Below are 22,807 nucleotides of genomic sequence, written 5' to 3' on the forward strand. Positions count from 1 at the left end.
CGGGCTTTTTTTCAAGATCAAAAGATCGCAGCCTTCGGCAGCTCCTACATGGGATTAATGTAGGAGCTGCCGAAGGCTGCGATCTTTTGCTTTCAGGCTCTGACACCGCTGAGAGGCGGCAACTTCGCCAGTTTCAATGCGACCAGCAGCGCGATCAGCAACAGCGCGCCAATAAACAGACCGATGCCATTCCACCCGCCGAGATGCCAGAACACCCCACCCGCCGTGCCGGCAATGCTCGACCCGGCGTAATAGCTGAACAGATACAACGACGACGCTTGCCCCTTGGCTTTGGTCGCGCGACGGCCGATCCAGCTGCTCGCCACCGAATGCGCGCCGAAAAAACCAAAAGTGAAAATCAGCATGCCGACAATCACCAGCAACAGCGGCGTAAACATCGTCAACGCAAGACCGGCAAACATCAGCGCAATGGTCGCCCACAGCACTTTGCGTCGCCCTAGCTTGTCCGCCAGTGACCCAATCTTCGCCGAGCTGTAGATCCCCGACAGGTACACCACCGACAGCAGACCGACGAACACCTGATCGAGGTTGTACGGCGCTGCGAGCAAGCGATAACCGATGTAGTTGAACAGCGTGACGAACGCGCCCATCAGCACGAACGCTTCAAGAAACAGCAACGGTAGACCGGCGTCGCGAAAGTGCATGGTGAAACCGTCGAGCAGGCTGCGCGGGTGCAGTGAGCGCGAGCGGAAGTTGCGTGATTCCGGAAGGATCTTCCAGAACACCGCGGCGGCAATCATCGCCAGACCGCCGATCACCAGCATCGCCGTGTGCCAGCTGACAAAATCGATCAGCACACCGGTGATCAAGCGCCCGCTCATCCCGCCAATCGCGTTGCCGCCGATGTACAAACCCATCGCCAGACCAATGTGTTGCGGATGAATTTCTTCGCTCAGGTAAGTCATTGCCACCGCTGCCAGACCGCTCAGCGACAGCCCGATCAGCGCACGCATGATCAGCACACCCTCCCAGCTCGGCATCATTGCACTGGCCATCGTGCACAGCGCTGCCGCGAACAGCGCGGTCACCATCACCGGTTTGCGCCCGACCCGATCGGAAATCGGCCCGGTGATCAGCAGGCCGATGGCGAGCATGCCGGTGGCCACCGAGAGAATCAGGCTGCTCTGCGCCGCGTTGATTCCGTACTCGTGGGACAGCAGCGGCATCATCGGCTGTACGCAGTAGAGCAGGGCAAACGTCGCGAAGCCGCCGCTGAACAGCGCCAATACAGTGCGCATGAACATCGGCGTGCCTTTTTCGATGTAGATCTCTTTTAGCTCGGCGACGACATCGTCCGCTGCGGCGGGCGGGACTTCATGGGCTAGGGGCGCGACAGCAGTTTTCACTTCAGACCTCGGAGGGCACGGCCAGGCAGGCAATGAAAAAATCATATAGCTGGCTAATGTTTCTATCCAATATATTGTTCGACCTGTTTGATAGCTTTAACGACCTAATGGGGTTTCCATGGAATTGCGTCATCTGCGCTACTTCATCGCCGTCGCCGAGGAACTGCACTTCGGCCGCGCCGCACAAGTGCTGGGGATTTCTCAGCCACCGCTGAGCCAGCAGATTCAGGCGCTTGAGCAAGAGGTGGGCGCGCGGCTATTCGAGCGGACCAATCGTCGGGTCGAGCTGAGTGAGGCCGGGCGGTTGTTTCTGGAGGAGGCGCGGCTGGTGCTGGCGCAGGTTGATAAAGCGGCGGACGTCGCCCGGCGTGCGCAGCTCGGTGAATTGGGCGAGTTGAAGATTGGTTTCACCTCTTCGGCGCCGTTCAACTCGACCATTCCGCAGGCGATCTTTTCCTTCCGTCAGCGTTTTCCGGCGGTGCACCTCAACCTTCGCGAGATGAGTAGCACGCAGGTTGCCGAGGGCCTGGTGGACGAGTCGATCGAGGTCGGCATCATGCGTCCGTTGGGTTTGCCCGATTCGCTGAGTGTGGTTGAGTTGATGCGCGAGCCGCTGGTCGCCGTGCTCGGTTCCAAGCATCCATTGGCGCAGGGCAGTAAAGAAGGGCTGTTCCTCTCGGCGCTGGCGCTGGAGCCGTTCGTGTTCTTTCCGCGCAGTTACGGCAGCGGGCTGTATGCGCAATTGCTGAGTCTGGCGCGCGATGCCGGGTTCAGCCCGCACTTCGCCCAAGAGGCGGGGGAGGCGATGACCATCATCGGTCTGGTCGCAGCGGGGTTGGGGGTTTCGGTACTGCCAGCGTCTTATCAGCGGATGCGCATCGACGGCGTGGTCTATCGCCCGTTGCTCGATCCGGAGGCGGTGTCGGCGGTGTGGCTGGTGCAGCGCAAGGATCAGAAATCGCCGATGGCCAAGGCTTTCGTAGATTTGCTCACGCGCAAGGTCGAACCTTCAAAGGCGTGATTGCTGCGCAATCAAATCGGGAGCAGGCTCGCTCTCACAGGGGAACGCATTCCAAGGTGGGAGCGAGCCTGCTCGCGAAGGCGTCCGCTCAATCAACACAATGTTCAGGGCAACCGCACCAAATCCCCCTTCAACGCCACCCGCGTGACAAAAATCCCCGCCCGGCATTCATATGTATTCAAATCCTTGCGCACATGCTGGTCGTAGTAACTGACGATATTGACCACCGCATTCGCTCCGACCCGTTTGGCATCGGCCTGCAACTTGATCAGATTCGACTGCAATACCCACTCGCAGGAATCGTGGTCGCTCTTGTTGAAGCCGTTGGTCTTCAAATCACTGACCACCCCTCGGCGCAACAGCTGCTGCGTCCCCTGCGGGCTATTACCGAGCAGATAGAACTTCACACTGCCATCCAGCCGTCCGGCGCGAATCGCGTCCGACAGCACGGTTTCGAACGGCATGTACATCAGATTGGTGGCGTGGCTGGCGCTGGGCAGTAGCGCGAAAACCGCAGCGGCGATCAGGGCTTTCACTTGCATGGTCATCTCCTTGACGGTGAAAGAGAACCGCGAGTGGAGGGCTGATGGGCTCGCCGTTCCACCAGGCGCGGTGCGACGGCCTGTCCGGACGAGTGTAGAGCGGAAATGAGCAGGGCGCCGAATGGTGCCCTTGTGGCGAGAAAATTTATCCTCGCGTTATCGCGGATTTAAGGTGATTGCGATCTGGACTACGCAAGGTCAGTGCATTCCCTACGAAAACTTCAGAAGTGAGTGCCTTGTATGAATAACCTAAGGAAGCTAATTTTCTTAACGCCAGAAAACATCAAGAAAAAACATGATCGAAAAATTTACGAAATGGGACTCTATCGATTATTTGAAAACTGATGAGGGCTTGGTGACCTATCTTGAGGTTTGCCTGGATGAGGCAGGGGAAGATCTTCGGTTCATCGCCAAAGTGCACGGGACGCTTGCCCGTGCCCGCCTCAGGATGTTGGGCGACGCCCAAAAATGCTCCCGCAAGGGGCTTGTGAGACTCTGAGGATCCTGGGTGACCAGCCATCGCAGAGCCAGACAGGTAATCGGCGATGACACGCCAACCTGTTTGTGAAAGGGCGCCGAATGGCGCCCTTTGTCGTTTCTACAATCTCATCAATCCACGTGCGCCAGATCCCCGCGCAACGCCACGCTCGACACCACCAGTCCGGCACGGCACTGGAATTTTTCGGTGTCTTTGTACAGGTCACGCTGGTCGACGCTGGCGATGTTGATCACCGCGTTGGCGTCGGCTTTTTTTGCGGCGTTCTGCAGAGTCGCCAAGGCCGATTGCAGGGCCCAGAAGCAGGCGTCTTCGTCGGATTTGTTCGAGCCGTTGGTCTTGCGGCTGCTGCTCACGGTGTCGAGTTTGCGCACCTGTTTCGGCAGGGTTTCGCCGGCCAGATAGAACTTCACGCTGCCGTCGAGCAGGCCGGCGTCGGTGGCGCGTTTGACGCCTTCACGGAAGCTCAGGTAAGTCGGCTCGTCGGCACCTTGTTTGATGATGCCGAGGTTGTTGACGGCTTCGATGTCCGGGTTGATCGACAGTTCTTTGAGCACATTGTCGCGCAGACGGTTGACCCAGCGGTTGTAGTTGCCGTGGATCTTGCCGTCCTTGGCGTCGAGGCCGTAGCTGCTGCGGTAGTCGATTTCGAACGAGGTCGGGGTGAACGGGATGTCGACTTCGGCGTGATGACGACCGCGCACGGTGATCGCCGCTTTGATCATGCCCGGACGTACCGACTGCACGACCCACTGGCGATCGTTCAGCGCAGTGACGATCGCGCGGCTCATCTGTTGCTGGGTGAAGCCGAGGTTGGGCGAGAACTCTTCCTTGGCGTTGTAAACCGGTTTGCTGGTGCAACCGCCGAGCACAAAAGCCAGTGCCAACAGAGCGGCGATGCGGTGAAACTGAGTCATTCCCTTCACTCCAAAGGTGTTGCGGTCAGTGCCAGCGGCGGAAAATCAACGAGGTGTTGACGCCACCAAAAGCGAAATTGTTGTTCATCACGAAGTCGTGATGCATCTGGCGGAATTCGCCGCGCAGGTAATCGAGTTTGCCGCAGTGCGGATCGACCTCGTCGAGGTTGAACGTGTGCACGTACTGATCGCGGTTGAGCATCTCGATGCTGAACCACGACTCCAGTGCGCCGCAGGCCCCAAGGGTATGGCCGAGGAAACTCTTCTGCGAGCTGATCGGCATGCGTTCGCCAAACAAACTGCTGGTTGCCAGTGTTTCGGCAATGTCGCCCTGTTCTGTAGCGGTGCCGTGGCCATTTACATAGCCGATGGCATCCGGCGTCAGGCCGGCGTCTTCCAGCGCCAGTTCCATCGCGCGGCGCATGGTCACTTGTTCCGGGCGCGTGGTGTGCTGGCCGTCGGCGTTGCTGCCGAAGCCGACGATCTCGGCGTGGATGTGCGCACCGCGAGCGAGGGCGTGTTCCAGCTCTTCGAGCACGAGCATGCCGCCACCTTCACCGATCACCAAGCCATCGCGGCCCTTGTCGTATGGGCGCGGGCTGGTCTGCGGCGCATCGTTTTTCAGGCTGGTGGCGTAGAGCGCGTCGAAGACCATGGCTTCGGTCGGGCACAGCTCTTCGGCGCCGCCGGCGAGCATCAACGGCAGACGGCCGAACTTGATCGCCTCGTAGGCGTAACCGATGCCCTGGCTGCCGCTGGTGCAGGCGCTGGACGTCGGGATCAGCCGCCCGGTCAGGCCAAAGAAGATGCTGATGTTGGCGGCGGTAGTGTGCGGCATCATCCGCACGTAGGAGTTGGCGTTAAGGCCCTCGGCCACCGAGTTGAGCAGCATGTTGCCGAACGCTTTGATCTCATCGGTGCTGCCAGTGGACGAGCCGCACGCGACGCCCATGCGTCCGTCCTTGATCGACTCGTCACCGAGCAAACCGGCGTCAGCCAAGGCTTTTTCCGCCGCACGAACCGCCAGCCGTGACACCCGGCCCATGCTGCGCAGTTGTTTGCGCGTCCAGTGTGCGGGTACTTCGAAATCATCGATCGGCCCTGCCAGGCGCGTGTTGAGTTCGCTGAAACGATCCCACTCGTCCATCCGGCGAATGCCGCTGCGATTGGCCGCGAAGTTGCCGGCGATGGTCTCCCAGTCGCTGCCCAGTGAGGTGATGCCGGCCATGCCGGTGACGACGACGCGCTTCATCAGCACAAGCCTCCGTTGACCGCCAGCACTTGGCGGGTGATGTACGAGGCTTCCGCCGACATCAGGAAATTCACCGCACTGGCCACCTCTTCCGGGGTGCCCATGCGTTGCGCGGGGATCATTTTCATCAATTCTTCCACCGGCACGTTTTCATCGAGCATCGCGGTGTCGATCAGGCCCGGTGCGACGCAGTTAACCGTGATTTTGCGCTTGCCCAGCTCGATCGCCAACGCCTTTGCCGCGCCGATTACACCGGCCTTGGAAGCGCTGTAGTTGACCTGGCCACGGTTGCCGATCAGCCCCGACACCGAGGTGATGCAGACAATGCGACCAGCAGCACGGCGGCGGATCATCGGCATCATCACCGGGTGCAGAACGTTGTAGAAACCGTCGAGGTTGGTGCGCAACACCACGTCCCAATCGTCGTCAGTCAGAGCCGGGAACGCACCGTCGCGGGTCAGGCCAGCATTAAGCACCACGCCGTAATAGGCGCCGTGGCTTTCGACGTCGGCTTCCAGAATGGTTTTGCAGGTTGCGCGATCGGCAACGTCGAATTGCAGGATGCGCGCCTTGCGCCCCAAGGCTTCGATTTCAGCCTGAACGCCTTGCGCCTCAGTCACGCCGCTGCGGCAATGCAGGACGATATCGTGCCCGGCCTGCGCCAGACGCAAAGCAATGGCGCGGCCGATGCCACGGCTGGAGCCGGTGACCAGTACGGATTCAGTCATGGTTCGACTCCTGTGTCTGTTGCAGATATTGGGATGGCTGGGGCGGGCGGAACACGTTCAGCCGCGCGCTGGCATGGATGCCGGCGCCGTGGATATGACATTCGAATACGCCCATGCCGTTGTCGTCTTCCAGCGAGCGCAGACCATGAATGGTCAGATCGCTACCGGCGGGAAACGCTTCGACGTTGCATTCGAACTTGCGCGTGCCGAGCAGGAACCCCAGCTCCACCGGATTGCCTTTGAGTCGCGCGTGGCAACCGGCAAACGCCGCAACACTCTGTGCCATCAGTTCGACGCCGACCCACGCCGGCAGGCTGCCGTCGGGCAGGCTGAACAAGCCTTCGGGCTTGACCGTCAGGCGGGTGAAAATCTGCTCCTCGTCAAAGCTGAGGATGCTGTCGATCAGAATCATGTCGCCCGCATGGGGCAGCAGTTCGGCGAGCGGCCAGGCCGTCATGGGGCGTCTCCGATAATCAGGCTGACGTTGTTGCCGCCGAAGGCAAACGAGTTGCTCATCAGATAGCGGGGTGCAATGGACGTCAGGCGCTCGCTTGCGGTCACCCAGTTCAGTGGCGGCAGTGTGGGATCGGCCTGACCGTCCCAGACGTGCGGTGGCAAGGCGTTTTCGGGATTGTCGACGCTCAGGCTCAACCAGCAAAACGCCGCTTCCAGCGCACCGGCCGCGCCAAGGGTGTGACCGGTCATCGGTTTGGTCGATGAACAAGCCACGCCTTCAGGGAACAGCGTCGCAACCGCCAGGCTTTCCATGGCGTCATTGTGTTGGGTGGCGGTGCCGTGCAGGTTCAGGTAGTTGATCTGCGCTGCTTGCAGATGTGCGCGGCTCAAGGCTTTCTGCATGGCTTGCAGGGCACCGCGCCCGGTCGGCTCAGGGGCGGAAATGTGATGGGCGTCGGAACTGGCGCCGGCGCCGAGCAAGGCAATGGCCGGGCCGTCGCCCTGTTGTTTGCTCATCACGAATAGCACCGCCGCTTCGCCGATATTGATACCGCTGCGGTTGGCCGAGAACGGATTGCAGCGTTCGTCGGATATCGCTTCGAGTGACGAGAAACCGTTGAGGGTCAGTTTGCACAGGCTGTCGACGCCACCGCACAGCACCGCGTCGCACAGGCCTAGATCGAGCAAACGCTGAGCGCTCATCAGCGCCCGGGCGCTGGAGGTGCACGCCGTGGAGATCACATACGCCGGGCCGCTCAGTTGCAGCCAATCGGCGAGGAAGTTCGCCGGCGCGCCGAGTTCCTGTTGCCGATAGTCGTACTCGGCGGGGAACTGCTGCTCACGAATGTAATGCGCCAGACCCCGGCTGGCCTCGTCGATGCCCGAAGTGCTGGTGCCCAGCACCACGCCGATGCGCTCGCGGCCAAAGGTCTGGATGGCTTGTTCGATGTCATTGCGAATCTGCAACGCCGCTTCCAGCAACAGCTGATTATTACGGCTGCGCTGATCGGCGAGTTCTGCCGGGATCGGCGCCAGTTCGCCTTGCACGGCAGCGACTGGTAACACACGCTCGGGCACCCAACCGGACTCATGGCGCATGCCCGAGCAGTCGCCAGCGAACAAATTGCGCGCCACTTGTTGTTTGTCGCGACCCAGTGAACAGATCACGCCGAGGGCATTCAGGTAGGCGGTCATGGCGTCGGTTCACCCAGCGGTGCAACCCGATAGTGCGGGCCTTGGGGCAGGTTCAATTGAAAGCTCAACGGTTGTGAATAGTGAATATCCCAGCGCGCCGGCAGGGCGCGTTGCTGACCCTGTTGTTGCGCGGCAGGGTAATTGCGCAGCAGCTCACCGGACGGGGTCAGGGCGAATAACAGCGCGGCAAACAATTCCCGGGCTTCCGGGTTCGGCGGCAGCAGACCATCGGCTTGCCAGTGGCCGTCGATCAGTTGCTGACGCGCCTGGGGAATGCCCAGCGGGTCCATCATCGACCAGCGGATGCCGGGGCCTTCGCGCTGGATCACCAGCAGCCAGTCCTGGCGTTGTTCGGCTTGTTGGCGTTCGATGTGCAGTTGCAGCGGCAGGGGCAGCGTCGGGTTGCTCGCCGGTAGCGGCGCTTGGCTGGCGCAGGCACTCAACAGAAGCATCACGCCGACCACAAAAAGTCGCCACACCGCGGACCTTGTGGGAGCGAGCCTGCTCGCGAAGACGCCGGCACATTCAACAAAGAGGCTGGCTGACCCACCGCTTTCGCGAGCAGGCTCGCTCCCACAGGTTATGTGTCGCATCAACGATCACCTTCAAGCGGCTTGCGCGCGACAACGTTCACCAACGTCTCTTCGCGCTCACCAAACGGTTTCGGCTTGCGCACCCCAAACCGCTCCAGCAAACCGAAATCCTTCGACCGGCTCCACCACAGATACGGGTACGAGACATTCTTCTCGGCAAACTCGAAACCCTGCCCGCGAATCATCTGCAGATACTGCGCCGCACTCTTCTGCACATGCATCGGATGGCGGAACAACCAGCGAATCACCCACGTATCAATGTAAGCCTCGGTCGACTCGGCGAACAGCAGGTAGCCGCCCGGTTTGAGCACCCGATAAAACTCGGCCAGGGCCTTTTCCTGCTCGACCAGATGATGAAAAGTCTGATGGCAGAACAGCAGATCAACACTGGCGTCCGCCACCTTGAGCGTCGCGCAATCGCTGCCGATCAGTTCCACGTCCAGATCCAAACGCGCCGCTTCTGCGCCGCTCAATTCAAGGCTGTGCGGGTCGGCATCAACGCCGATCAAACGCTGTGGGGCGAAGGTCTGGCGCAGATGCCCGAACGACTTGCCCTGGCCGCAACCGGCGTCCAGCAGCACCGGATTTTCCGGCAGCGCGTCACTGAACAAACCGCGCAAATCATTGATCGCCACACGCAACACATGGTGCTGCCAGGTGTGGCTGCGCAGAAACCAGAAACCGAAGCGGGTTTCCTCGACGTAGCTGTCGCTCAGATAATTCATGTGGCGTCCTTTGCACAGAGTTCGGAAATCATCTTCAAGCGGCGACGCGCTTCGCTGACGAACGGATTGCGCTCATCCCAGGCGTAACCGGCGAGGATCGAGCAGATCATCCGACGGATTTCCGCCTGACTGTCTTCATAAAAAATCACGTCTTGAAAAGTGCCGGCGTACCAGCCTTCGACGTAGCAGCGGAAGGTGTCAACGCCGCGCTTGAGTGGCTCGGCAAATTCGCTTTGCCAGTCAACCGTTTCACCCAGCAACTGACGGTGCAGAACGGCAGCGGCCATGCTTGCCGAGCGCATGGCGATGGTCACGCCGGAGGAGAACACCGGGTCGAGAAATTCCGCCGCGTTGCCGAGCAGCGCGAAACCCGGACCGTGCAGGGTTTTCACATTGGCCGCGTAGCCGCCGAGGGTGCGCGCCGGGGTGTCCCACACGGCATTGTTCAGCACGCCGGCAAGGCTTGGGGTTTCGGCGATAAAGCTGCGCAGGCAGGCATCAAGATCGCTGTCACGACCCTTGAAATGTTCCTCGGCCGCGACCACACCCACCGAGCAGCGACCATTGCTGAACGGGATCGTCCAGAACCAGATATCGCGATGCTCAGGATGGGTGGTGACGAGGATCTTTTCGCGGTCGAACGCCGGGTTGTCGATGTGATCTTCGACGTGGGTGAACACCGCCTGACGCACCGGGAAATTCGACGGTGCTTCCAGGTCCAGCAAGCGTGACAGCACACGACCATAGCCGCTGGCATCCAGCACGAAATCGGCTTCGACTCGGTATTCGCTGCCGTCCTCGCGGCGCACGTCGAGCAAAGGTTTCGTCCGCTCGAAATCGACGCTGACGATGGCATCGCCGTAGCGGATTTCCGCGCCTTGCAGCGCCGCTTGATCGGCCAGCAATTTGTCGAAATCGGCGCGTTGCACCTGAAACGTGGTCGGTTTGCCGCCGGTAAAGGTCTCAGCGAAATCGAAGGCGCTGTAACGCTCGCCCCAGGCGAATGCGGCGCCGGTCTTGCGCTGGAATCCGGCGGCATTGACGGCGTCGAGCATGCCGGCCTCTTCGACGAAATCGAGGCAATGGCTGAGCAGGCTTTCACCGATCGAAAAGCGCGGAAAGTGCTGGCGCTCGATCACCAGCACATCGTGGCCCTTGCGCTTGAGCAACGCCGCAGCGATAGCGCCGGACGGGCCGGCGCCGATGATCACGACCTGACGGGATTCCATTTCAACGATTGGCACGTGAACTCCGGGGCAAAGGATGTTGCAGATTCAATGGCGCGCGATGCAGGCCGATCAGGGCCGGTAGCAGCGTCGCGATCAGGCCCATCAGCATCAGCGCGAAGTACAGCGCCGGGGTGATGAGTTGTTGTTGCAAGAGCAGATTGAGAAAGACGATTTCGCTGAGGCCGCGAATGTTCAGCAGCACACTTTCACGCCAGCGGCTGGCGCCTTCGAACGAAGCGCCGGCCCAGCCGAGGCCGAGCCAGTTGCCGAGCAGTTTACTGGCAATCGGCAACAGCAGCAGCGCCGCCCATTGCACCGCGCCGAGGCTGGCTAGGGCGCTGTGCACGTCGATCTGCACAATGCCGAAAGTGAGGATCAGCGGAATCGCCAGCCACGTCTGCAAACGGCTCATCCAGCGCGCCGGCAACGGCAGCACCAGTGGCACTTTCAATGCGGCCATGCACAGCAGATAACCGATGCCGAAGATCAACGCGTTGAGTTTGTAATGCTCGGCCATCACCAGCAACGCGAAAAAACCGAGGCTGTAGGTCAGTGGTCGGCGTACGCCGATGACGCGTAACAACAGCGGCACACACGCGAGTCCCAGTGGCAGCAGCAGACTGCTCAGATGCAGACTGCCCTGGGCGAGGCCGAATAGCGTCCAGCAGGTCAGATCGATGAGGATCGCGGTCTGCACCAATCGGCGCGTGGCGGCGGGCGGATAATCGATGTGGCGCAGATACAGGTACAGCACCGGGATCGCGGTAATCGCGAACACCAGGCCGATGGCCAGCGAGTTGAGCCACGGTTGCGCCGGCAGTAGCCAATAAGCCGCGGCAAGACCACAGGCGAACGGCACGGCGAAACTCGGCACGGCGATTTTCACGCTCTGGCGATCGAGTTTCAGATCGATCACGTCACTGAGGATATGCCCGAGCAGCAGGGCGAAACTCAGGCTGTAGAGGCTCATCAGCCAGCCTGGTGCGATCAGTTCTGCGCCGCTGAGCTGCCAGCCTGGCTCGATCCAGAAGTACATCAGCAACGGCAAGCCGAAGCTCGCCAGCAGCAACTGGCTGACAATCGGAATCAGACCGAAGTGGCGTCCGACGCGGGTGGCCACGGCAAACAACGCCAGCGCCATGAGCCAGAAGGCGAGGACCATCATGCTGCCGGCTCCGTGGCTGTCGCGGTGTGTTCGTGGCGTCCGGCCCACGGTGCGAGCATGAAGCTAAAGGCCAGACCGAGGCTTACCGACAGACCGAAATTGCTCACCGCCGGCGTGCTGGAAACCGCCAGCAAACCGAACGACAGCCACGTCGTCACCGCCGCCAGCAAGGTACCGAGCAGGCTCACCGCCGCGCCGCCGACTTGTTCACGCATGAGAATCGCGTAATCAACGCTGATCGCCGTGACCAGCAGCAGGCCGAACAGGCTGAACAGCGTCAGTGGCTGACCGAGCCAGCCAAGGCTGGCCAGACTGCACAGCGCAGCGAGCAACGGCAGGGCAACGATACGCAGCGCCCCGCCGAGACCGAACGGCAGCATCAGCACCAGTACGATCAGCGCGCAGGAGGCTAGTTTCAGTTCGGCAGCGCTGATCTGCGTCGCCGCAAACACTTCATTCAATTCACCGAGGCGATCGACCAGTATTACCCCCGGCAAGTCCAGCGCTTGTACGCGCAACAGCGCCGGGTTGTTCAAACCTTGCAGACTGGTCATTGCCGCTACGCCGTCTTCGCTCGGGCCGAGCCAGAGTGTGCGATATGGTTCGCCGAGCGGGCCGGCCAATGCCGCGTCGATGTCTTCAGCGGGCACGGTTTGCAGCTGCTGCAGTTCGCTTTGCAGCGCCGCGAGCGGTACGCCGAGGTCAAGCAGTGGCTGCCAGTATTGCGGCAGTTTGTTCAGCGCCTCGCGCACTTGCTCTTGCTGATTCGGCGGGCTGACCAGTTGATCGAGGGCCAGATAGCCTTGCAGCTTGTCGAGGTTGACCAGTTGCTGCAGACGCTCGCTCAGCGCGGCCTGACGTTCGAGCAATTGCTGCTGATTGTCGGCGCGTACGAGGAAAAACTGGCTGGTGGGCTGATAGCCGGTGATGCGCGCGATGGCCTGCGCTTCGTCAGTCAGATGTTGCGGTGCGCCGACCCATTGGCGGATGTCATTCTTGCTTTGCAGCTGTACCAGACCGCCAACGCAGAACGCGATCAGCAGCGCCAGCAACACCGGTGTGCGCACGCGCTCGAGAAGTTTTTCGCGCAGGTTGACCATGCGCTCGGCCAAATGCAGCGGCCACTGCGCGGGGCGCAGTTCGACGTTTTTCAACAGCGCCGGCAACAGGCATACCGCCGACAAATAGGCACCGAGCAATCCAGCGGCAGAGAACACGGCGATTTGCGTCAGTGCCGGGAACGGCGTCCACGCCAGCGCCAGATAACCGATAGCGCTGGTGATCAGACTCAGGGTCAATCCGGACAAGGTCAGGCGCAAGGCTGGCCAACTGCGCCACGGCTTCAGGCTCCAGCTCTTTGACAGATAATGCAGCGGATAATCCACGGCCACGCCGATCAGGCTGGAGCCGAGCACCAGCGTCATTACATGCATGTGGCCGAACAGCGCCACGCAGGCCACCGCCCCGAAGAGCATGCCGACCAGTACCGGCACGAACGCCAGCAGCACGCGCCAGCGGCGAAAAGCGAGCAACAGCAGCAACAGAATGCCGACCGTTGCACCACCGCCAACCCAGGTCATTTCGCGAGTCGCTTGCTGCTGACCGTTGGCCGCGTACAACAAACCGCTGGCAGCCAGCAGTTGCACGTCGGATTTCGCTGCCTGCTCACGGCTGGCTTCCAGCAGCGCGGCGACTTGCAGCGGCAAGTTCATGTCGAAGGCGTTGCCGGTGGTGCGCGCGCGAAGCAGCACCCAGCTCTTGCCGTCGGCATCGGCAATCAGCGCGCCGCTGCCGATGTCCAGTTGCACCGAACCGTGCTGCGGCTGGCTGTTCTGGATGCGCCCGGTCAGGCCGAGCCAGTCGTCCTGGCTCGGCACCAGAGTGAAACCGTTGAATGGGTCGAACAGGGCTTGTACGCGTTGCTGAATGAAGGCGTCGGGGTGTTCGACTAGCAGTTGCCGATCATCTGCTGACAACATCGCCAGCCGTCCTTGCAGCAGTTGCGTGCGCAGCGCTGGCAGGTCTGCTTGCAGGTTCCACTGCACTTTTTCGAACAGGCCGCTGGCCTGCCATTGTTCGCCCAGCGTCTGCGCCATGGCCACCGCTTGCTGGCGATCGGCGTGGCCGACCAGCACCAGCATTTCTCGGTTGAGCGGTTCCTGCATACGCTGCTCGGCGCGCAGTTCAAGGGCGTCAGGGTTGGTGCCGGGCACCAGCTCCATCAGGTTCGCCGACAGCGGCGCACCGTCGCGCCATTGCCAACCGGCCAGCGCGACGACCGCCAGCAGCAGGATCAGGAAAAACCAGGGCAGCCTGCGTTCACTCGGCAAAGTCATGTTGCTCCGCGTCGCTCAACGGTTGGCCAGCAGTGCTGTCCTGCATGCGCAGCACGGTGCTGTCGCCTTGGGTTTCCAGCAGTTCGATGGTTTGCACCAGCGCGCCGCCGTCGATGTTGATCTGGTTGAACACTTGCTTGAGCAACAGCGAGCGCGGGGTCAGCGTGAGTTTCCACTGTTGTGCATCGCCGCTCAGCGCCAATTCGAAATCCCGTTGCAGTCCGCTGCTGTCACCTTGCAGCACGGCGAGGAACAAGCGGTTCTGCTCGGCCCCGGCGCTCTTGTTCGGCAGCAACTGCCAGCCATTATCGTCGCGGCGGGAAATGCCTTTGCCGGTGATGCGGTAATCCTGTTTCAGCGGGGTTTTCAGCAGCCAGAGCAGACCGTGATTCTTCGCCAGAACGAAACTGCCCTTGCTGATCAGCGGCTGGGGCAGGGCGCGCAGGTGTTTTTCCTGGATAAACTGACCGTGGATCACGTCCGGTTTTGCCAGTTGTGCGCTGAGTTGTTGCAGGTCGAAGGCGTTGGCCAGCGCTGACAGCGTCAGCAGCGCCAATACGCTCAGGCTTTTAACCAAAACATTCATCGCAGCATCCTTTCCACGGCATCGGTGAAGACCTTCGGCGAAGCCAGTTGCATCTCGCGACTGCTGACTTCGACGGCGACCTGCACCGAGCTGGCGCGGGTCAGGCGTTCGCCGCTTTGCAGGTCGGTGATCAGGTAATTGATCTTCAGACGGTTTTCCCATTCGACCAGACTGGCGCGCACGTTCAGACGCTGACCGAATATCGCGCCGCGCACATAGCGCAGTTGCAGGTCGATGATCGGCCAGGCGAAGCCGGACTCGGCCATCTGCGTGTAGTTGTGGCCGATCATGTCCAGCAGCGCACAACGGGCGACTTCGAGGTATTTGACGTAATGGCCGTGCCAGACGACGTGCATGGTGTCGATGTCGAAGAACGGCACGAGGATTTCCGTGTCGGCGTGAAGCACTCCTGCGCTACGCATGCAGCCTCCAGTGTTGCGCGGCGATGCGTTGCAGGCACAGGCGCAATTCGCCTTCCAGTGCGCGGTCTTCGATCACCGGCGGGAAGTCCTTGGCCAATTCTTCGTGCATCGCCGCCAGCGATGGCGGCAACGGTCGGGCGTCTTCGGCCTGGGCGCGCAGCCACACGCCTTGGTTGGCGGCGAGCAGGGTGGCGGCGGCGACCTGTTCGGTCAGCTCCAGCACACGGATCGCATCGCGGGCGGCGATGGTGCCCATGCTCACTTTGTCCTGGTTGTGGCATTCGGTGGAGCGCGAGAACACGCTGGCCGGCATGGTGTTTTTCAGCGCTTCGGCGGTCCAGGCGCTGGTGCCGATCTGCACGGCTTTGAAGCCGTGATTGATCATCGCGCGATCCGCCGGCGAGCCGGAGAGATTGCTCGGCAGGCCGTGGTTGTAGCGCTCGTCGACCAGCAGCGCGAGTTGCCGGTCGAGCAGGTCGGCAACGTTGGCCACCAGGTTTTTCAGGCTGTCCATGGCAAACGCGATGTGCCCGCCATAGAAGTGCCCGCCGTGCAAAACGCGCTCGGCTTCGGCGTCGATGATCGGGTTGTCGTTGGCGCTGTTCAGTTCGGTTTCGATGTACGAACGCAGCCAGTTCAGGCTGTCGGCCAGTACGCCGAGCACGTGCGGGGCGCAACGCAACGAGTAGCGATCCTGCAGGCGATGCAGCGGAGCGGTCGGCGCGTCGATCGCCAGATCCTTGCGCAGCCACGCGGCGACCTGCATTTGCCCCGGATGCGGTTTGGCGGCGAACAGGCGCTCGTCGAAGTGCTCCGGGTTGCCTTGCAGTGCGACCACATTGAGCGCGGTGATGCGCGTGGCCAGTTGCAGCAAGTAATCAGCGCGAGCGAAAGCGAGGCAGGCCAAGCCAGTCATCACGGCCGTGCCGTTCATCAACGCCAGTGCTTCTTTCGGGCGCAACACCAAAGGCGTCCAACCGAGTTCGCGATGCACGTCAGCAGCCTGCCGGCGCTCACCACGGAACATCACTTCACGTTCGCCGGACAAGGTCGCGGCGACGTAAGACAGCGGCGTCAGATCGCCGCTGGCACCGACCGATCCTTCTTCGGGAATCAGCGGCAGGATGTCGTATTCGAGAAACGCGTGCAGGCGCTCCAGCAATTCCACGCGTACCCCGGACACGCCGTGGCACAACGACTGCAAACGTGCCGCGAGCACCGCGCGAGTGGCTTGCGCGTCGAGCAGTTTGCCCAGTCCGCAACCGTGGAAAGTGTAGAGGTGACGCGGCAACGCTTCGACGTGATGCAGCGGCACCGCGACCACGCAGGAGTCGCCGTAACCGGTGGTCACGCCGTAGATCACGCCTTCCTTGTCCAGCAGCGAATCGAGAAACCGCGCGCCTTTGGCGATGCGCTCGCGATAGTCGGCGTCGCTCTGCAACTGCACGGGCGCCTGACGGTTGGCCAGGGCCAGCACGTCTTCGATGCGCAAAGGGCGTTCGCCGAAGGTTACCGGCTCATGGGTTGGCGTCGTCATCGGTCTTCCAGAAAGGGTAAAAGTTGAACCATTGTTGCGGCGCTTCGAGGCAATAGTGACTCAGGCGCTGCGCATAGCGGGTGGCCCACTGATGAATGACCTGCTCGCGCTCGCTGCGCTTCCACACCACGGCGTCGGCGAAGGGCTCGAGGGTCAGGCGATAGTGACCGTCCGGTTGCTTGAGGCACATCAGCAGGTTGACCGGGCATTTCAGCAGACCGGCGAGCAGCCATGGGCCTTGCGGGAATGGCGCCGGGTGGCCGAGGAAGTCGACGGTGACGCTACGGCCGCCATGCAGCGGCACGCGGTCGCCGGCAATCGCCAGCCACTCGCCGCGCTCCAGCCGTTCGTGCAGTTGCAGCATGATCACCGGGTCGAGTTCGCTGACCTGAATCAGGCGCAGATTGGTCGCCCCGGCTTCACCGAGCAAACGGTTGAATTGTTCGGCGTGCTTGGTGTGCACCAGCACGTTCATGGTGACCTTTTCGCCGATCTCCGCCAGTGCGCGGCAGACTTCGAGATTGCCCAGGTGTGCACCGACCAGCAATTGCCCGCGACTGCCGCGTAACTGATTGCGCAGCAGCGCCGGGTCGATGATTTCGATTTGTTCGATACGCAGCTTGCCGTTCCATACGTCGAGCTTGTCGAGCATCGAATCGGCGAACGCCATGAACTGGCCGAACACCCGCCAATGCGTCGGGCGCAAATCGGCGCGCTGACTCCAGTCGGCAAGGCGCTGCTGGTATTGCCAGGCACTGCGCCGCGCGGTGCGGCCAAACAGGAAGAAGTACAGGACGATGCCATACAGCAACGGGCTGAGCAGGCGTCGCCCGAGGACCTTGGCGGCGAACGCGGTGAATTTCATCAGCAGGAAACTGCCGCGCTCTTCGCGGTCGGCCCAGTGCTTCTTGTCGGTCTCGCTGGTCATGCTCGCCACCGCCGCCAGAGGATCAGCGGAAAGCGCAGCAACATGCCGAGAAACAGCCGCGTATGCATGCTGGAAATCAGCGCGTTGTCGTGCAACAGACGGAAGTGCGACACACCGTCCAGCGGGTAATGCACGCTGGTTTGCAGCCAGCGCATCGGCTGGTTGCGCCACGACAGGCGTACGAGAATGTCCGAGTCGAAATCCATGCGTTTGCCGACTTTCGCCGAATCGATCACCGCCAGCGTCGGGGCCAGCGGATAGACGCGAAACCCGCACATCGAATCGCGGATCTGCAGCGACAGCGTGTTGATCCAGACCATCACGTGGGTCAGGTAGCGCGCGTACAAACGGCCTTTCGGCACGCTCTCGTCGAACAGCGGATAACCGCAGATCATCGCTTCGGGATGGGCGCGGGATTCCTCGACGAAACGCGCCACGTCGTGCAAGTCGTGCTGACCGTCGGCATCGACCTGCAATGCGTGGGTGAAGCCCAGCAGCGCGGCCTCGCGCAGGCCCGTCATCACCGCGCCGCCCTTGCCTTGGTTAGCGGTGAGGCGTACCAGATGCACGTTTTCGCGCTCGGCCAGAGTGTCGAGGACCCTGGCGCAAGATGGCGTGCTGGCGTCGTCCACCAGAATGCACGGCAGACCTTCCTCGAGCAGGGCGTCGACCACAGTGCCGATGGCAGTTTCGTGGTTATAAACCGGAATCACGGCGCAGGGGTTATGCATACCGACGATCCCTGTAGGAGTGAGCCTGCTCGCGATTGAGTGCGCAGCACTCACCAAGGTCAATCATGATCAACACCCAAAAGAATCCGCCCACTGGAGCAGGTCGCCGTGTCATTGCGATAGGCAAAATACAACTTGCGCCGCTCCGGGTCGAAACGCAGGTGCAACTGGATTTCATCACCGGGCCGAACCAGCTGCTGGAATTTCAGCACTTCCATCCCGGCAAACGGGCCGGTCAGGTTGAGCAATTGGCGACCCAGGTTCAGCGCCCATTCCACCTGCACCACACCCGGCAATACTGGGGCTTTGGGAAAGTGACCACTGAAATAAGCCAGATCCGGTGGCACGCTCAGTTGCAGACTCCATTCACCCTCGGTCTCGACCTGCGACAGCACTTGCGGCGCTTTCGCTCGCGGGGCAATCAGCAAGGCTTCGACATCGGCCTGCGGCAGCTTGCCTTGGCTGTTCAACGGCAATTGCCGCACCAGTCGCCAGCGGCGGGGCAAGGCCAGAGCTTCGCAGTGTTGGCGCAAATGCTGGCGCAGGGTTTCGGTCAGACTGCGGCGGCCGTGTTCACGCAAGGCAAACAGACCTGACTCGCTGAGCACCAGCAGAGCTCCGAGAGAGGCACGATTTTCCTGGACTACGCCCAAGCGCGCTTCGGCGACCCAAGCGTGGGCGACCAAGGCCTGTTCGAGCATCGGCAGAGAGATGCGTTTTTCTTCAAGTTTGACGATGCGATCCAGCCGCCCCAACAACTCAAATCGACCATCGGCGGCAATGCGCGCGGCATCGGCGGTGTGTTCGACATGGCCGGCAGGCAAATAAGGCGATGCGATCATCAGCGCGCCTTCGCTGTCCTGGCTCAATTCAACACCGGCGAACGGTTGCCACAGCTGTTCGCCCTGACGCCAGGCAATGCCGCCGGTTTCCGAGCTGCCGAGGATTTCCGTCGGCCATTGTTGCAAGCGTTGTTGCAGACTCTGCGCCGCTTCGAGCGGTAAGGCGCCGCCGGAGGAAAACACTCGCCGCACAGCGCTCAGGGCAGGCCAGTCGAGGTTGTCGCCCATACGCTTGAGCAGCGCCGGACTAGCGACCCAGGCAAAGGCCTGATGTTCGCGGCTGGCACGCTGCAAGTCTTCGGGGAACGCCAGTTGCTTGCGCACAAACGGGCGCCCGGCGCACAGCGGCCAGAGAACGCGAAAGAGCAAACCGTAAATATGTTGGGTAGCGACGCTGCCGATGATGCAGGCTTCACCGAGGTCCGCGCCCCACAGTTGCTCCAGCGCTTGGACTTCGTTGGCCAGTTGGCGCAGGGTCTTGTCGATGCGCTTGGGCTCGCCGCTGGAGCCGGACGTGCACAGGCTCAGACGGCATTGGTCGAGATCCAGTTCGGCGCCGGGCAGCGGCGACTGCTGAAAGTCGTTCAGATGCGCGTCATCGGCTTGATCCGTCAGCCACAGATCGACTTCAGCGGACCAGCGCTGGCGGGTTTGTGGTTGCAGATCCGAGGGCAGCAGCACACTGACGCCGGCACGCCATGCGCCCAGCAAGGCGATGGCCAGTTCGGCGGCATCTTCCAAGTGCACAGCCAGGCGCTTCACGCCTTGCGCTTGCAGACCGGCGGCGACGCTCAATGCCTGCTCGCACAGTTGCGCGTGTTCGAGGGCCGGTGCGTGGCTGATTGCCCGCGCCGGCACAGGCTTGAGCAACAGCTGCTCAAGTTTTATCCAGTTCATGTACGGCCTCTTACCCGTTGTCGTATCAGCCATTCAATGGCAAACATCAGGCCGATCAATCCATAGGAGATCAGGCCGGTGTACAACATCCACCAATTCAGCGGCGCCCACAGGGTCAGGAGAGCGGCGCACAAACCGTTGCAGAAGAAAAACACGCTCCAGGCCACCGTGACCTTGCGCGTATAGCGAATCGCGATGTCCGGTAGTTCTGGCTCACGCAAGCGTGCCAGGCGCTCGACCATCGGCGGGCCGTATTTCAGGCTCAGGCTGAACAGCACCAACATGAAGCCGCTGATCAGCACCGGGTACCAGCGCAGCAACAGCGGACTGTCGAACAGTGCGAGCAACAGGCAAAAGGCGATCGCTACACAGGCCATCCACAGACTGCCGGGCTTGCGTTCGCCGGTCAGCGCTCGCGCCAGCCACAGACTGCCCAACAGCAGGCCGAACTGCCACGGGGCAAAGTGCTCCATGCCGAAATACACCGCAAAGGGGTACAGCAGACCGGCCAGCAGCAGGCCGAGGCCGATCAGTCGGCTCATGCGGCCGGTTGAACCAGACGGTAGACCGCCTCGACCACGTCGCCGACCGTGCGCACCGATTTGAATTCTTCGGCGGCGATTTTCTTGCCAGTCTGGCGCTTGATGTGATCGATCAGATCGACTGCGTCGATGCTGTCGATTTCCAGATCCTGATACAGGTTGGAGTCCAGGCTTACACGGGCCGGATCCAGTTCGAACAGCTCGACCAAGGCATCGCGCAGGGTGTTGAAAATATCGTCACGAGTTTGCATGGTCCGGTCTCAAGCTGCCTGTTTTGCCGTGACGAAAGCCGCAAGGCTGGCCACGTTGGTGAAATGGTTGCGGGTGTCTTTGGCGTCGGCGTCGATTTTGATGCCGTACTTTTTCTGGATCGCCAGACCCAGTTCCAGCGCGTCGACGGAATCCAGGCCGAGGCCTTCGCCGAACAGGGTCTGCTCGTCGCCGATGTCGTCGGCGCTGATGTCTTCAAGGCCGAGGGCGTCGATGATCAGCAGTTTGATGTCACGCACCAGGCTAGGGGTGTTCAGATCGCTCATCTTCGGCGAGCTCCTTAATAAAGTAGGTGTGCAAATAATCGTTGAGCTTGCGCGAGGCTTGCGGGGCTGGCCCCTGCGCGGCGAAGGCTTGTGGGTCTATATCGGCCCCGACGCGAAAACTGAAGTGCACGCGGCGGCTGGGGATCCGATACCAGGGTTCGGCTTTGGTCAGCGTGGTCGGGCTGACCTTGATGATCACCGGCGTGACTATTTTCGCACCGCGCAGGGCAATTGCTGCCGCCCCGCGATGAAAGGCCGGCGCTTGACCTGGCTGGGTGCGGGTGCCTTCGGGAAAAATGATCAGGGTCTGGCCGTTTTGCAGCGACTGGGCGGCGGCATCGAGCATGTCCATGCTGCCGTCGTTGCTGATGTATTCGGTGCTGCGCAGCGGGCCACGGGTGAAGGGGTTTTCCCACAGGCTTTTCTTCACCACGCAATTGGCCTGGCGCACCAGGCCGATCAGAAACACCACGTCGATCAGCGACGGGTGGTTGGCAATGATCATCTGCCCAGGACGGCCAAGACGTTCGGCCCCTTGAATGTCATACGTCAGCACGCCGGTGCGGGCCATGAATCGCACGAAAAACCAGAACAGGCGGCTGACCGTCTGCCGCGCGCGCTGCCGATGTTTTAGCGCATCACCCGGCAGGCATCCGAGTAACGGAAATACCAGTACGCGCAGGCACAGCCCGCCCAGCCCGAACAGGGTGAAGCTTGCAGCGGTGGCCAGCAAGCGCCAGTAATAGGCGTCGCGGTTTTTTTCGGTCACGGGTTGCGTTGCCAGGTCCATACACGATTTTTCCAGGCATGTTGGCAATGGGGTTGCTGGCCGAGCAGGGTTCGCAGCAGATTCAGCGCGTGGGGCCAGTGCGTTTTTGACCGTGTTTCTGTGGTGCTGTTCAGGCTCAGCCGCCAGTCGGTACCGGGGGTCAGCAAAAGACCGACTGCGTAGGGAAACGGCACATCGTCGATCCACGCTGAATACGCTTCGGGCGGTTGTTCTTCGGTAATGATCAGCAGCACCGCCGGTGCGCCTTCATCGAGCAGCGCCGCGGCTTCGAGCATGCCGTGTTCGAGGCCGTCGCCGGCAGCGGCGAGGGCAGTCATTTCGCTGGTCTCGTCACGCATGATCGACCACAGGCCGATGATCGCGTTGTGCACCGAGAGGCTGAACTGGGTCGGTGACAACGGCTGCTCGCTCGCCAGATCGCTGAGAATCTCGTAAGTACGTGGGGTTTCGCCGTGTCGCGAGACAAACACCAGCGGCAGATTCTCCCGTCCGTCGGCCAGGGGCCAGCCCACGCTGAACGCCATGCGCGCAAGTCGACTGAGGCGGCGGCGCTGCATGGCCGGCAAAAACGACACATCGGGCGCGGCATCACTGCTCTGGAGCACGACCGGTTGTCGGCTCCAGGCCTGCCAGGCGTCCACGCTGTCGAGGCCAGGGGCCCACGCGCGCCATTGGGCGATGTTGAAGTTGATCACGGACATTCATCCCGCCCCTGCGGGCTTTCGTTGACGCGTTTAGTGGCCAAAGCCGCAGCAGACTTGACGTGGCGCTTGGCGCCGGGTGGCGCGCATTATCCCGGTGCGACGAGTGTGTAGCAAATGCTGGTTACATTTTGTGCAATGAAATGTACCGAGTGGTTCGCAAGAAAACTGTCACTTGGCCATTATCCAGATTGTGAGCGGCTTGTCTGTCGGGTTTCTCGCCGATCAGTGGTGGTTATCGCACTGTCTGTCCGCAGATATTTGCACCTGACTC

25 protein-coding genes are annotated in these 22,807 nt (G+C 61.5%); 2 read left to right on the forward strand and 23 right to left on the reverse strand.

Features of this window, described 5'->3' with window-relative positions; all coding sequences use genetic code 11:
• Positions 1–92 precede the first annotated feature (92 nt).
• Positions 93–1,367: an MFS transporter gene (locus tag F8N44_RS08710; RefSeq protein WP_150650026.1), complete on the reverse strand. Its 1,275-nt coding sequence runs from the start codon at positions 1,365–1,367 to the stop codon at positions 93–95.
• Between the two features lie 118 nt (positions 1,368–1,485).
• Between F8N44_RS08710 and F8N44_RS08715 the strand changes: the two genes are divergently transcribed.
• Complete coding sequence (locus tag F8N44_RS08715; protein WP_150650027.1) at positions 1,486–2,388, forward strand: LysR family transcriptional regulator; 903 nt, start codon at positions 1,486–1,488, stop codon at positions 2,386–2,388.
• Between the two features lie 104 nt (positions 2,389–2,492).
• On the opposite strand, the gene F8N44_RS08720 is transcribed toward F8N44_RS08715, so the two are convergent.
• Positions 2,493–2,930: an excinuclease gene (locus tag F8N44_RS08720; RefSeq protein ID WP_150650028.1), complete on the reverse strand. Its 438-nt coding sequence runs from the start codon at positions 2,928–2,930 to the stop codon at positions 2,493–2,495.
• 295 nt (positions 2,931–3,225) lie between these two features.
• Between F8N44_RS08720 and F8N44_RS08725 the strand changes: the two genes are divergently transcribed.
• Positions 3,226–3,429: a transcriptional regulator gene (locus F8N44_RS08725; protein ID WP_224794755.1), complete on the forward strand. Its 204-nt coding sequence runs from the start codon at positions 3,226–3,228 to the stop codon at positions 3,427–3,429.
• A gap of 110 nt (positions 3,430–3,539) precedes the next feature.
• Here F8N44_RS08725 and F8N44_RS08730 read toward each other — a convergent pair whose 3' ends face one another.
• The 21 genes from F8N44_RS08730 to F8N44_RS08830 all read right to left on the reverse strand — a co-directional run bounded on the left by F8N44_RS08730 (position 3,540) and on the right by F8N44_RS08830 (position 22,533).
• On the reverse strand, positions 3,540–4,343 hold the full coding sequence (locus F8N44_RS08730) for a hypothetical protein (RefSeq protein WP_038360091.1): 804 nt from the start codon (positions 4,341–4,343) through the stop codon (positions 3,540–3,542).
• Between the two features lie 25 nt (positions 4,344–4,368).
• Positions 4,369–5,595: a beta-ketoacyl-ACP synthase gene (locus tag F8N44_RS08735; RefSeq protein ID WP_150650029.1), complete on the reverse strand. Its 1,227-nt coding sequence runs from the start codon at positions 5,593–5,595 to the stop codon at positions 4,369–4,371.
• Positions 5,595–6,323, reverse strand: coding sequence for a 3-oxoacyl-ACP reductase FabG (fabG, locus tag F8N44_RS08740; RefSeq protein WP_150650030.1), 729 nt, complete (start codon positions 6,321–6,323; stop codon positions 5,595–5,597). The genes F8N44_RS08735 and fabG overlap by 1 nt, the downstream gene beginning before the upstream one ends.
• Positions 6,316–6,780, reverse strand: coding sequence for a hotdog family protein (locus F8N44_RS08745; RefSeq protein WP_127925538.1), 465 nt, complete (start codon positions 6,778–6,780; stop codon positions 6,316–6,318). Before F8N44_RS08745 ends, fabG begins: the two co-directional genes overlap by 8 nt.
• Positions 6,777–7,973 carry a beta-ketoacyl-[acyl-carrier-protein] synthase family protein gene (locus F8N44_RS08750; RefSeq protein ID WP_150650031.1) on the reverse strand — a complete coding sequence of 399 codons (1,197 nt, stop codon included), beginning with the start codon at positions 7,971–7,973 and terminating at the stop codon, positions 6,777–6,779. Before F8N44_RS08750 ends, F8N44_RS08745 begins: the two co-directional genes overlap by 4 nt.
• Positions 7,970–8,425 (reverse strand): hypothetical protein, encoded by a 456-nt coding sequence (locus tag F8N44_RS08755; protein ID WP_412071505.1) that lies wholly within the window; start codon positions 8,423–8,425, stop codon positions 7,970–7,972. The genes F8N44_RS08750 and F8N44_RS08755 overlap by 4 nt, the downstream gene beginning before the upstream one ends.
• Positions 8,426–8,565: 140 nt before the next feature.
• Positions 8,566–9,291 (reverse strand): class I SAM-dependent methyltransferase, encoded by a 726-nt coding sequence (locus tag F8N44_RS08760; protein WP_150650033.1) that lies wholly within the window; start codon positions 9,289–9,291, stop codon positions 8,566–8,568.
• The gene (locus tag F8N44_RS08765) at positions 9,288–10,535 is read right to left on the reverse strand and encodes an NAD(P)/FAD-dependent oxidoreductase (RefSeq protein WP_150650034.1); all 1,248 of its coding nucleotides are present in this window, start codon (positions 10,533–10,535) and stop codon (positions 9,288–9,290) included. Before F8N44_RS08765 ends, F8N44_RS08760 begins: the two co-directional genes overlap by 4 nt.
• Entirely contained in the window at positions 10,522–11,685 is a 1,164-nt protein-coding gene (locus F8N44_RS08770; RefSeq protein WP_150650035.1) for a sodium:proton antiporter, read from the reverse strand. The genes F8N44_RS08765 and F8N44_RS08770 overlap by 14 nt, the downstream gene beginning before the upstream one ends.
• Positions 11,682–14,021: an MMPL family transporter gene (locus tag F8N44_RS08775; RefSeq protein ID WP_150650036.1), complete on the reverse strand. Its 2,340-nt coding sequence runs from the start codon at positions 14,019–14,021 to the stop codon at positions 11,682–11,684. Before F8N44_RS08775 ends, F8N44_RS08770 begins: the two co-directional genes overlap by 4 nt.
• Positions 14,005–14,607 (reverse strand): outer membrane lipoprotein carrier protein LolA, encoded by a 603-nt coding sequence (locus F8N44_RS08780; protein WP_150650037.1) that lies wholly within the window; start codon positions 14,605–14,607, stop codon positions 14,005–14,007. The genes F8N44_RS08775 and F8N44_RS08780 overlap by 17 nt, the downstream gene beginning before the upstream one ends.
• Positions 14,604–15,029: an acyl-CoA thioesterase gene (locus tag F8N44_RS08785; RefSeq protein ID WP_150650038.1), complete on the reverse strand. Its 426-nt coding sequence runs from the start codon at positions 15,027–15,029 to the stop codon at positions 14,604–14,606. The genes F8N44_RS08780 and F8N44_RS08785 overlap by 4 nt, the downstream gene beginning before the upstream one ends.
• Entirely contained in the window at positions 15,022–16,566 is a 1,545-nt protein-coding gene (locus F8N44_RS08790; RefSeq protein ID WP_150650039.1) for an HAL/PAL/TAL family ammonia-lyase, read from the reverse strand. Before F8N44_RS08790 ends, F8N44_RS08785 begins: the two co-directional genes overlap by 8 nt.
• Positions 16,547–17,494 carry a glycosyl transferase gene (locus tag F8N44_RS08795; protein WP_150650040.1) on the reverse strand — a complete coding sequence of 316 codons (948 nt, stop codon included), beginning with the start codon at positions 17,492–17,494 and terminating at the stop codon, positions 16,547–16,549. Before F8N44_RS08795 ends, F8N44_RS08790 begins: the two co-directional genes overlap by 20 nt.
• Complete coding sequence (locus F8N44_RS08800; RefSeq protein WP_150650041.1) at positions 17,491–18,225, reverse strand: glycosyltransferase family 2 protein; 735 nt, start codon at positions 18,223–18,225, stop codon at positions 17,491–17,493. The genes F8N44_RS08795 and F8N44_RS08800 overlap by 4 nt, the downstream gene beginning before the upstream one ends.
• Positions 18,226–18,284: 59 nt before the next feature.
• Entirely contained in the window at positions 18,285–19,964 is a 1,680-nt protein-coding gene (locus F8N44_RS08805) for an acyl-CoA synthetase family protein (protein ID WP_150650042.1), read from the reverse strand.
• Positions 19,961–20,506 carry a hypothetical protein gene (locus tag F8N44_RS08810; protein WP_093430103.1) on the reverse strand — a complete coding sequence of 182 codons (546 nt, stop codon included), beginning with the start codon at positions 20,504–20,506 and terminating at the stop codon, positions 19,961–19,963. The genes F8N44_RS08805 and F8N44_RS08810 overlap by 4 nt, the downstream gene beginning before the upstream one ends.
• Positions 20,503–20,757 carry an acyl carrier protein gene (locus F8N44_RS08815; RefSeq protein ID WP_064388843.1) on the reverse strand — a complete coding sequence of 85 codons (255 nt, stop codon included), beginning with the start codon at positions 20,755–20,757 and terminating at the stop codon, positions 20,503–20,505. Before F8N44_RS08815 ends, F8N44_RS08810 begins: the two co-directional genes overlap by 4 nt.
• A 9-nt stretch (positions 20,758–20,766) precedes the next feature.
• A complete protein-coding gene (locus F8N44_RS08820) occupies positions 20,767–21,042 on the reverse strand; it encodes a phosphopantetheine-binding protein (RefSeq protein WP_116029224.1) in 276 nt (91 codons plus the stop codon).
• Positions 21,020–21,832 carry a lysophospholipid acyltransferase family protein gene (locus F8N44_RS08825; RefSeq protein WP_150650043.1) on the reverse strand — a complete coding sequence of 271 codons (813 nt, stop codon included), beginning with the start codon at positions 21,830–21,832 and terminating at the stop codon, positions 21,020–21,022. The genes F8N44_RS08820 and F8N44_RS08825 overlap by 23 nt, the downstream gene beginning before the upstream one ends.
• Positions 21,808–22,533, reverse strand: a complete 726-nt coding sequence (locus F8N44_RS08830) for a beta-ketoacyl synthase chain length factor (RefSeq protein WP_150650044.1) — start codon at positions 22,531–22,533, stop codon at positions 21,808–21,810. The genes F8N44_RS08825 and F8N44_RS08830 overlap by 25 nt, the downstream gene beginning before the upstream one ends.
• Between the last annotated feature and the right edge of the window lie 274 nt (positions 22,534–22,807).

The sequence above is a fragment of the Pseudomonas fluorescens genome, assembly GCF_902497745.1.
Classification (GTDB): domain Bacteria; phylum Pseudomonadota; class Gammaproteobacteria; order Pseudomonadales; family Pseudomonadaceae; genus Aquipseudomonas; species Aquipseudomonas fluorescens_BM.

What these genes read in the sequence shown, in the direction of transcription:
- F8N44_RS08820 (WP_116029224.1), bottom strand. Translation starts at nt 21,042, where the DNA reads ATGAGCGATCTGAACACCCCTAGCCTGGTGCGTGACATCAAACTGCTG.
- fabG (WP_150650030.1), bottom strand. Translation starts at nt 6,323, where the DNA reads ATGACTGAATCCGTACTGGTCACCGGCTCCAGCCGTGGCATCGGCCGC.
- F8N44_RS08815 (WP_064388843.1), bottom strand. Translation starts at nt 20,757, where the DNA reads ATGCAAACTCGTGACGATATTTTCAACACCCTGCGCGATGCCTTGGTC.
- F8N44_RS08785 (WP_150650038.1), bottom strand. Translation starts at nt 15,029, where the DNA reads ATGCGTAGCGCAGGAGTGCTTCACGCCGACACGGAAATCCTCGTGCCG.
- F8N44_RS08825 (WP_150650043.1), bottom strand. Translation starts at nt 21,832, where the DNA reads ATGGACCTGGCAACGCAACCCGTGACCGAAAAAAACCGCGACGCCTAT.
- F8N44_RS08800 (WP_150650041.1), bottom strand. Translation starts at nt 18,225, where the DNA reads ATGCATAACCCCTGCGCCGTGATTCCGGTTTATAACCACGAAACTGCC.
- F8N44_RS08775 (WP_150650036.1), bottom strand. Translation starts at nt 14,021, where the DNA reads ATGACTTTGCCGAGTGAACGCAGGCTGCCCTGGTTTTTCCTGATCCTG.
- F8N44_RS08725 (WP_224794755.1), top strand. Translation starts at nt 3,226, where the DNA reads ATGATCGAAAAATTTACGAAATGGGACTCTATCGATTATTTGAAAACT.
- F8N44_RS08790 (WP_150650039.1), bottom strand. Translation starts at nt 16,566, where the DNA reads ATGACGACGCCAACCCATGAGCCGGTAACCTTCGGCGAACGCCCTTTG.
- F8N44_RS08715 (WP_150650027.1), top strand. Translation starts at nt 1,486, where the DNA reads ATGGAATTGCGTCATCTGCGCTACTTCATCGCCGTCGCCGAGGAACTG.
- F8N44_RS08745 (WP_127925538.1), bottom strand. Translation starts at nt 6,780, where the DNA reads ATGACGGCCTGGCCGCTCGCCGAACTGCTGCCCCATGCGGGCGACATG.
- F8N44_RS08735 (WP_150650029.1), bottom strand. Translation starts at nt 5,595, where the DNA reads ATGAAGCGCGTCGTCGTCACCGGCATGGCCGGCATCACCTCACTGGGC.
- F8N44_RS08730 (WP_038360091.1), bottom strand. Translation starts at nt 4,343, where the DNA reads ATGACTCAGTTTCACCGCATCGCCGCTCTGTTGGCACTGGCTTTTGTG.
- F8N44_RS08780 (WP_150650037.1), bottom strand. Translation starts at nt 14,607, where the DNA reads ATGAATGTTTTGGTTAAAAGCCTGAGCGTATTGGCGCTGCTGACGCTG.
- F8N44_RS08805 (WP_150650042.1), bottom strand. Translation starts at nt 19,964, where the DNA reads ATGAACTGGATAAAACTTGAGCAGCTGTTGCTCAAGCCTGTGCCGGCG.
- F8N44_RS08755 (WP_412071505.1), bottom strand. Translation starts at nt 8,425, where the DNA reads ATGCTTCTGTTGAGTGCCTGCGCCAGCCAAGCGCCGCTACCGGCGAGC.
- F8N44_RS08830 (WP_150650044.1), bottom strand. Translation starts at nt 22,533, where the DNA reads ATGTCCGTGATCAACTTCAACATCGCCCAATGGCGCGCGTGGGCCCCT.
- F8N44_RS08795 (WP_150650040.1), bottom strand. Translation starts at nt 17,494, where the DNA reads ATGACCAGCGAGACCGACAAGAAGCACTGGGCCGACCGCGAAGAGCGC.
- F8N44_RS08770 (WP_150650035.1), bottom strand. Translation starts at nt 11,685, where the DNA reads ATGATGGTCCTCGCCTTCTGGCTCATGGCGCTGGCGTTGTTTGCCGTG.
- F8N44_RS08760 (WP_150650033.1), bottom strand. Translation starts at nt 9,291, where the DNA reads ATGAATTATCTGAGCGACAGCTACGTCGAGGAAACCCGCTTCGGTTTC.
- F8N44_RS08750 (WP_150650031.1), bottom strand. Translation starts at nt 7,973, where the DNA reads ATGACCGCCTACCTGAATGCCCTCGGCGTGATCTGTTCACTGGGTCGC.
- F8N44_RS08810 (WP_093430103.1), bottom strand. Translation starts at nt 20,506, where the DNA reads ATGAGCCGACTGATCGGCCTCGGCCTGCTGCTGGCCGGTCTGCTGTAC.
- F8N44_RS08720 (WP_150650028.1), bottom strand. Translation starts at nt 2,930, where the DNA reads ATGCAAGTGAAAGCCCTGATCGCCGCTGCGGTTTTCGCGCTACTGCCC.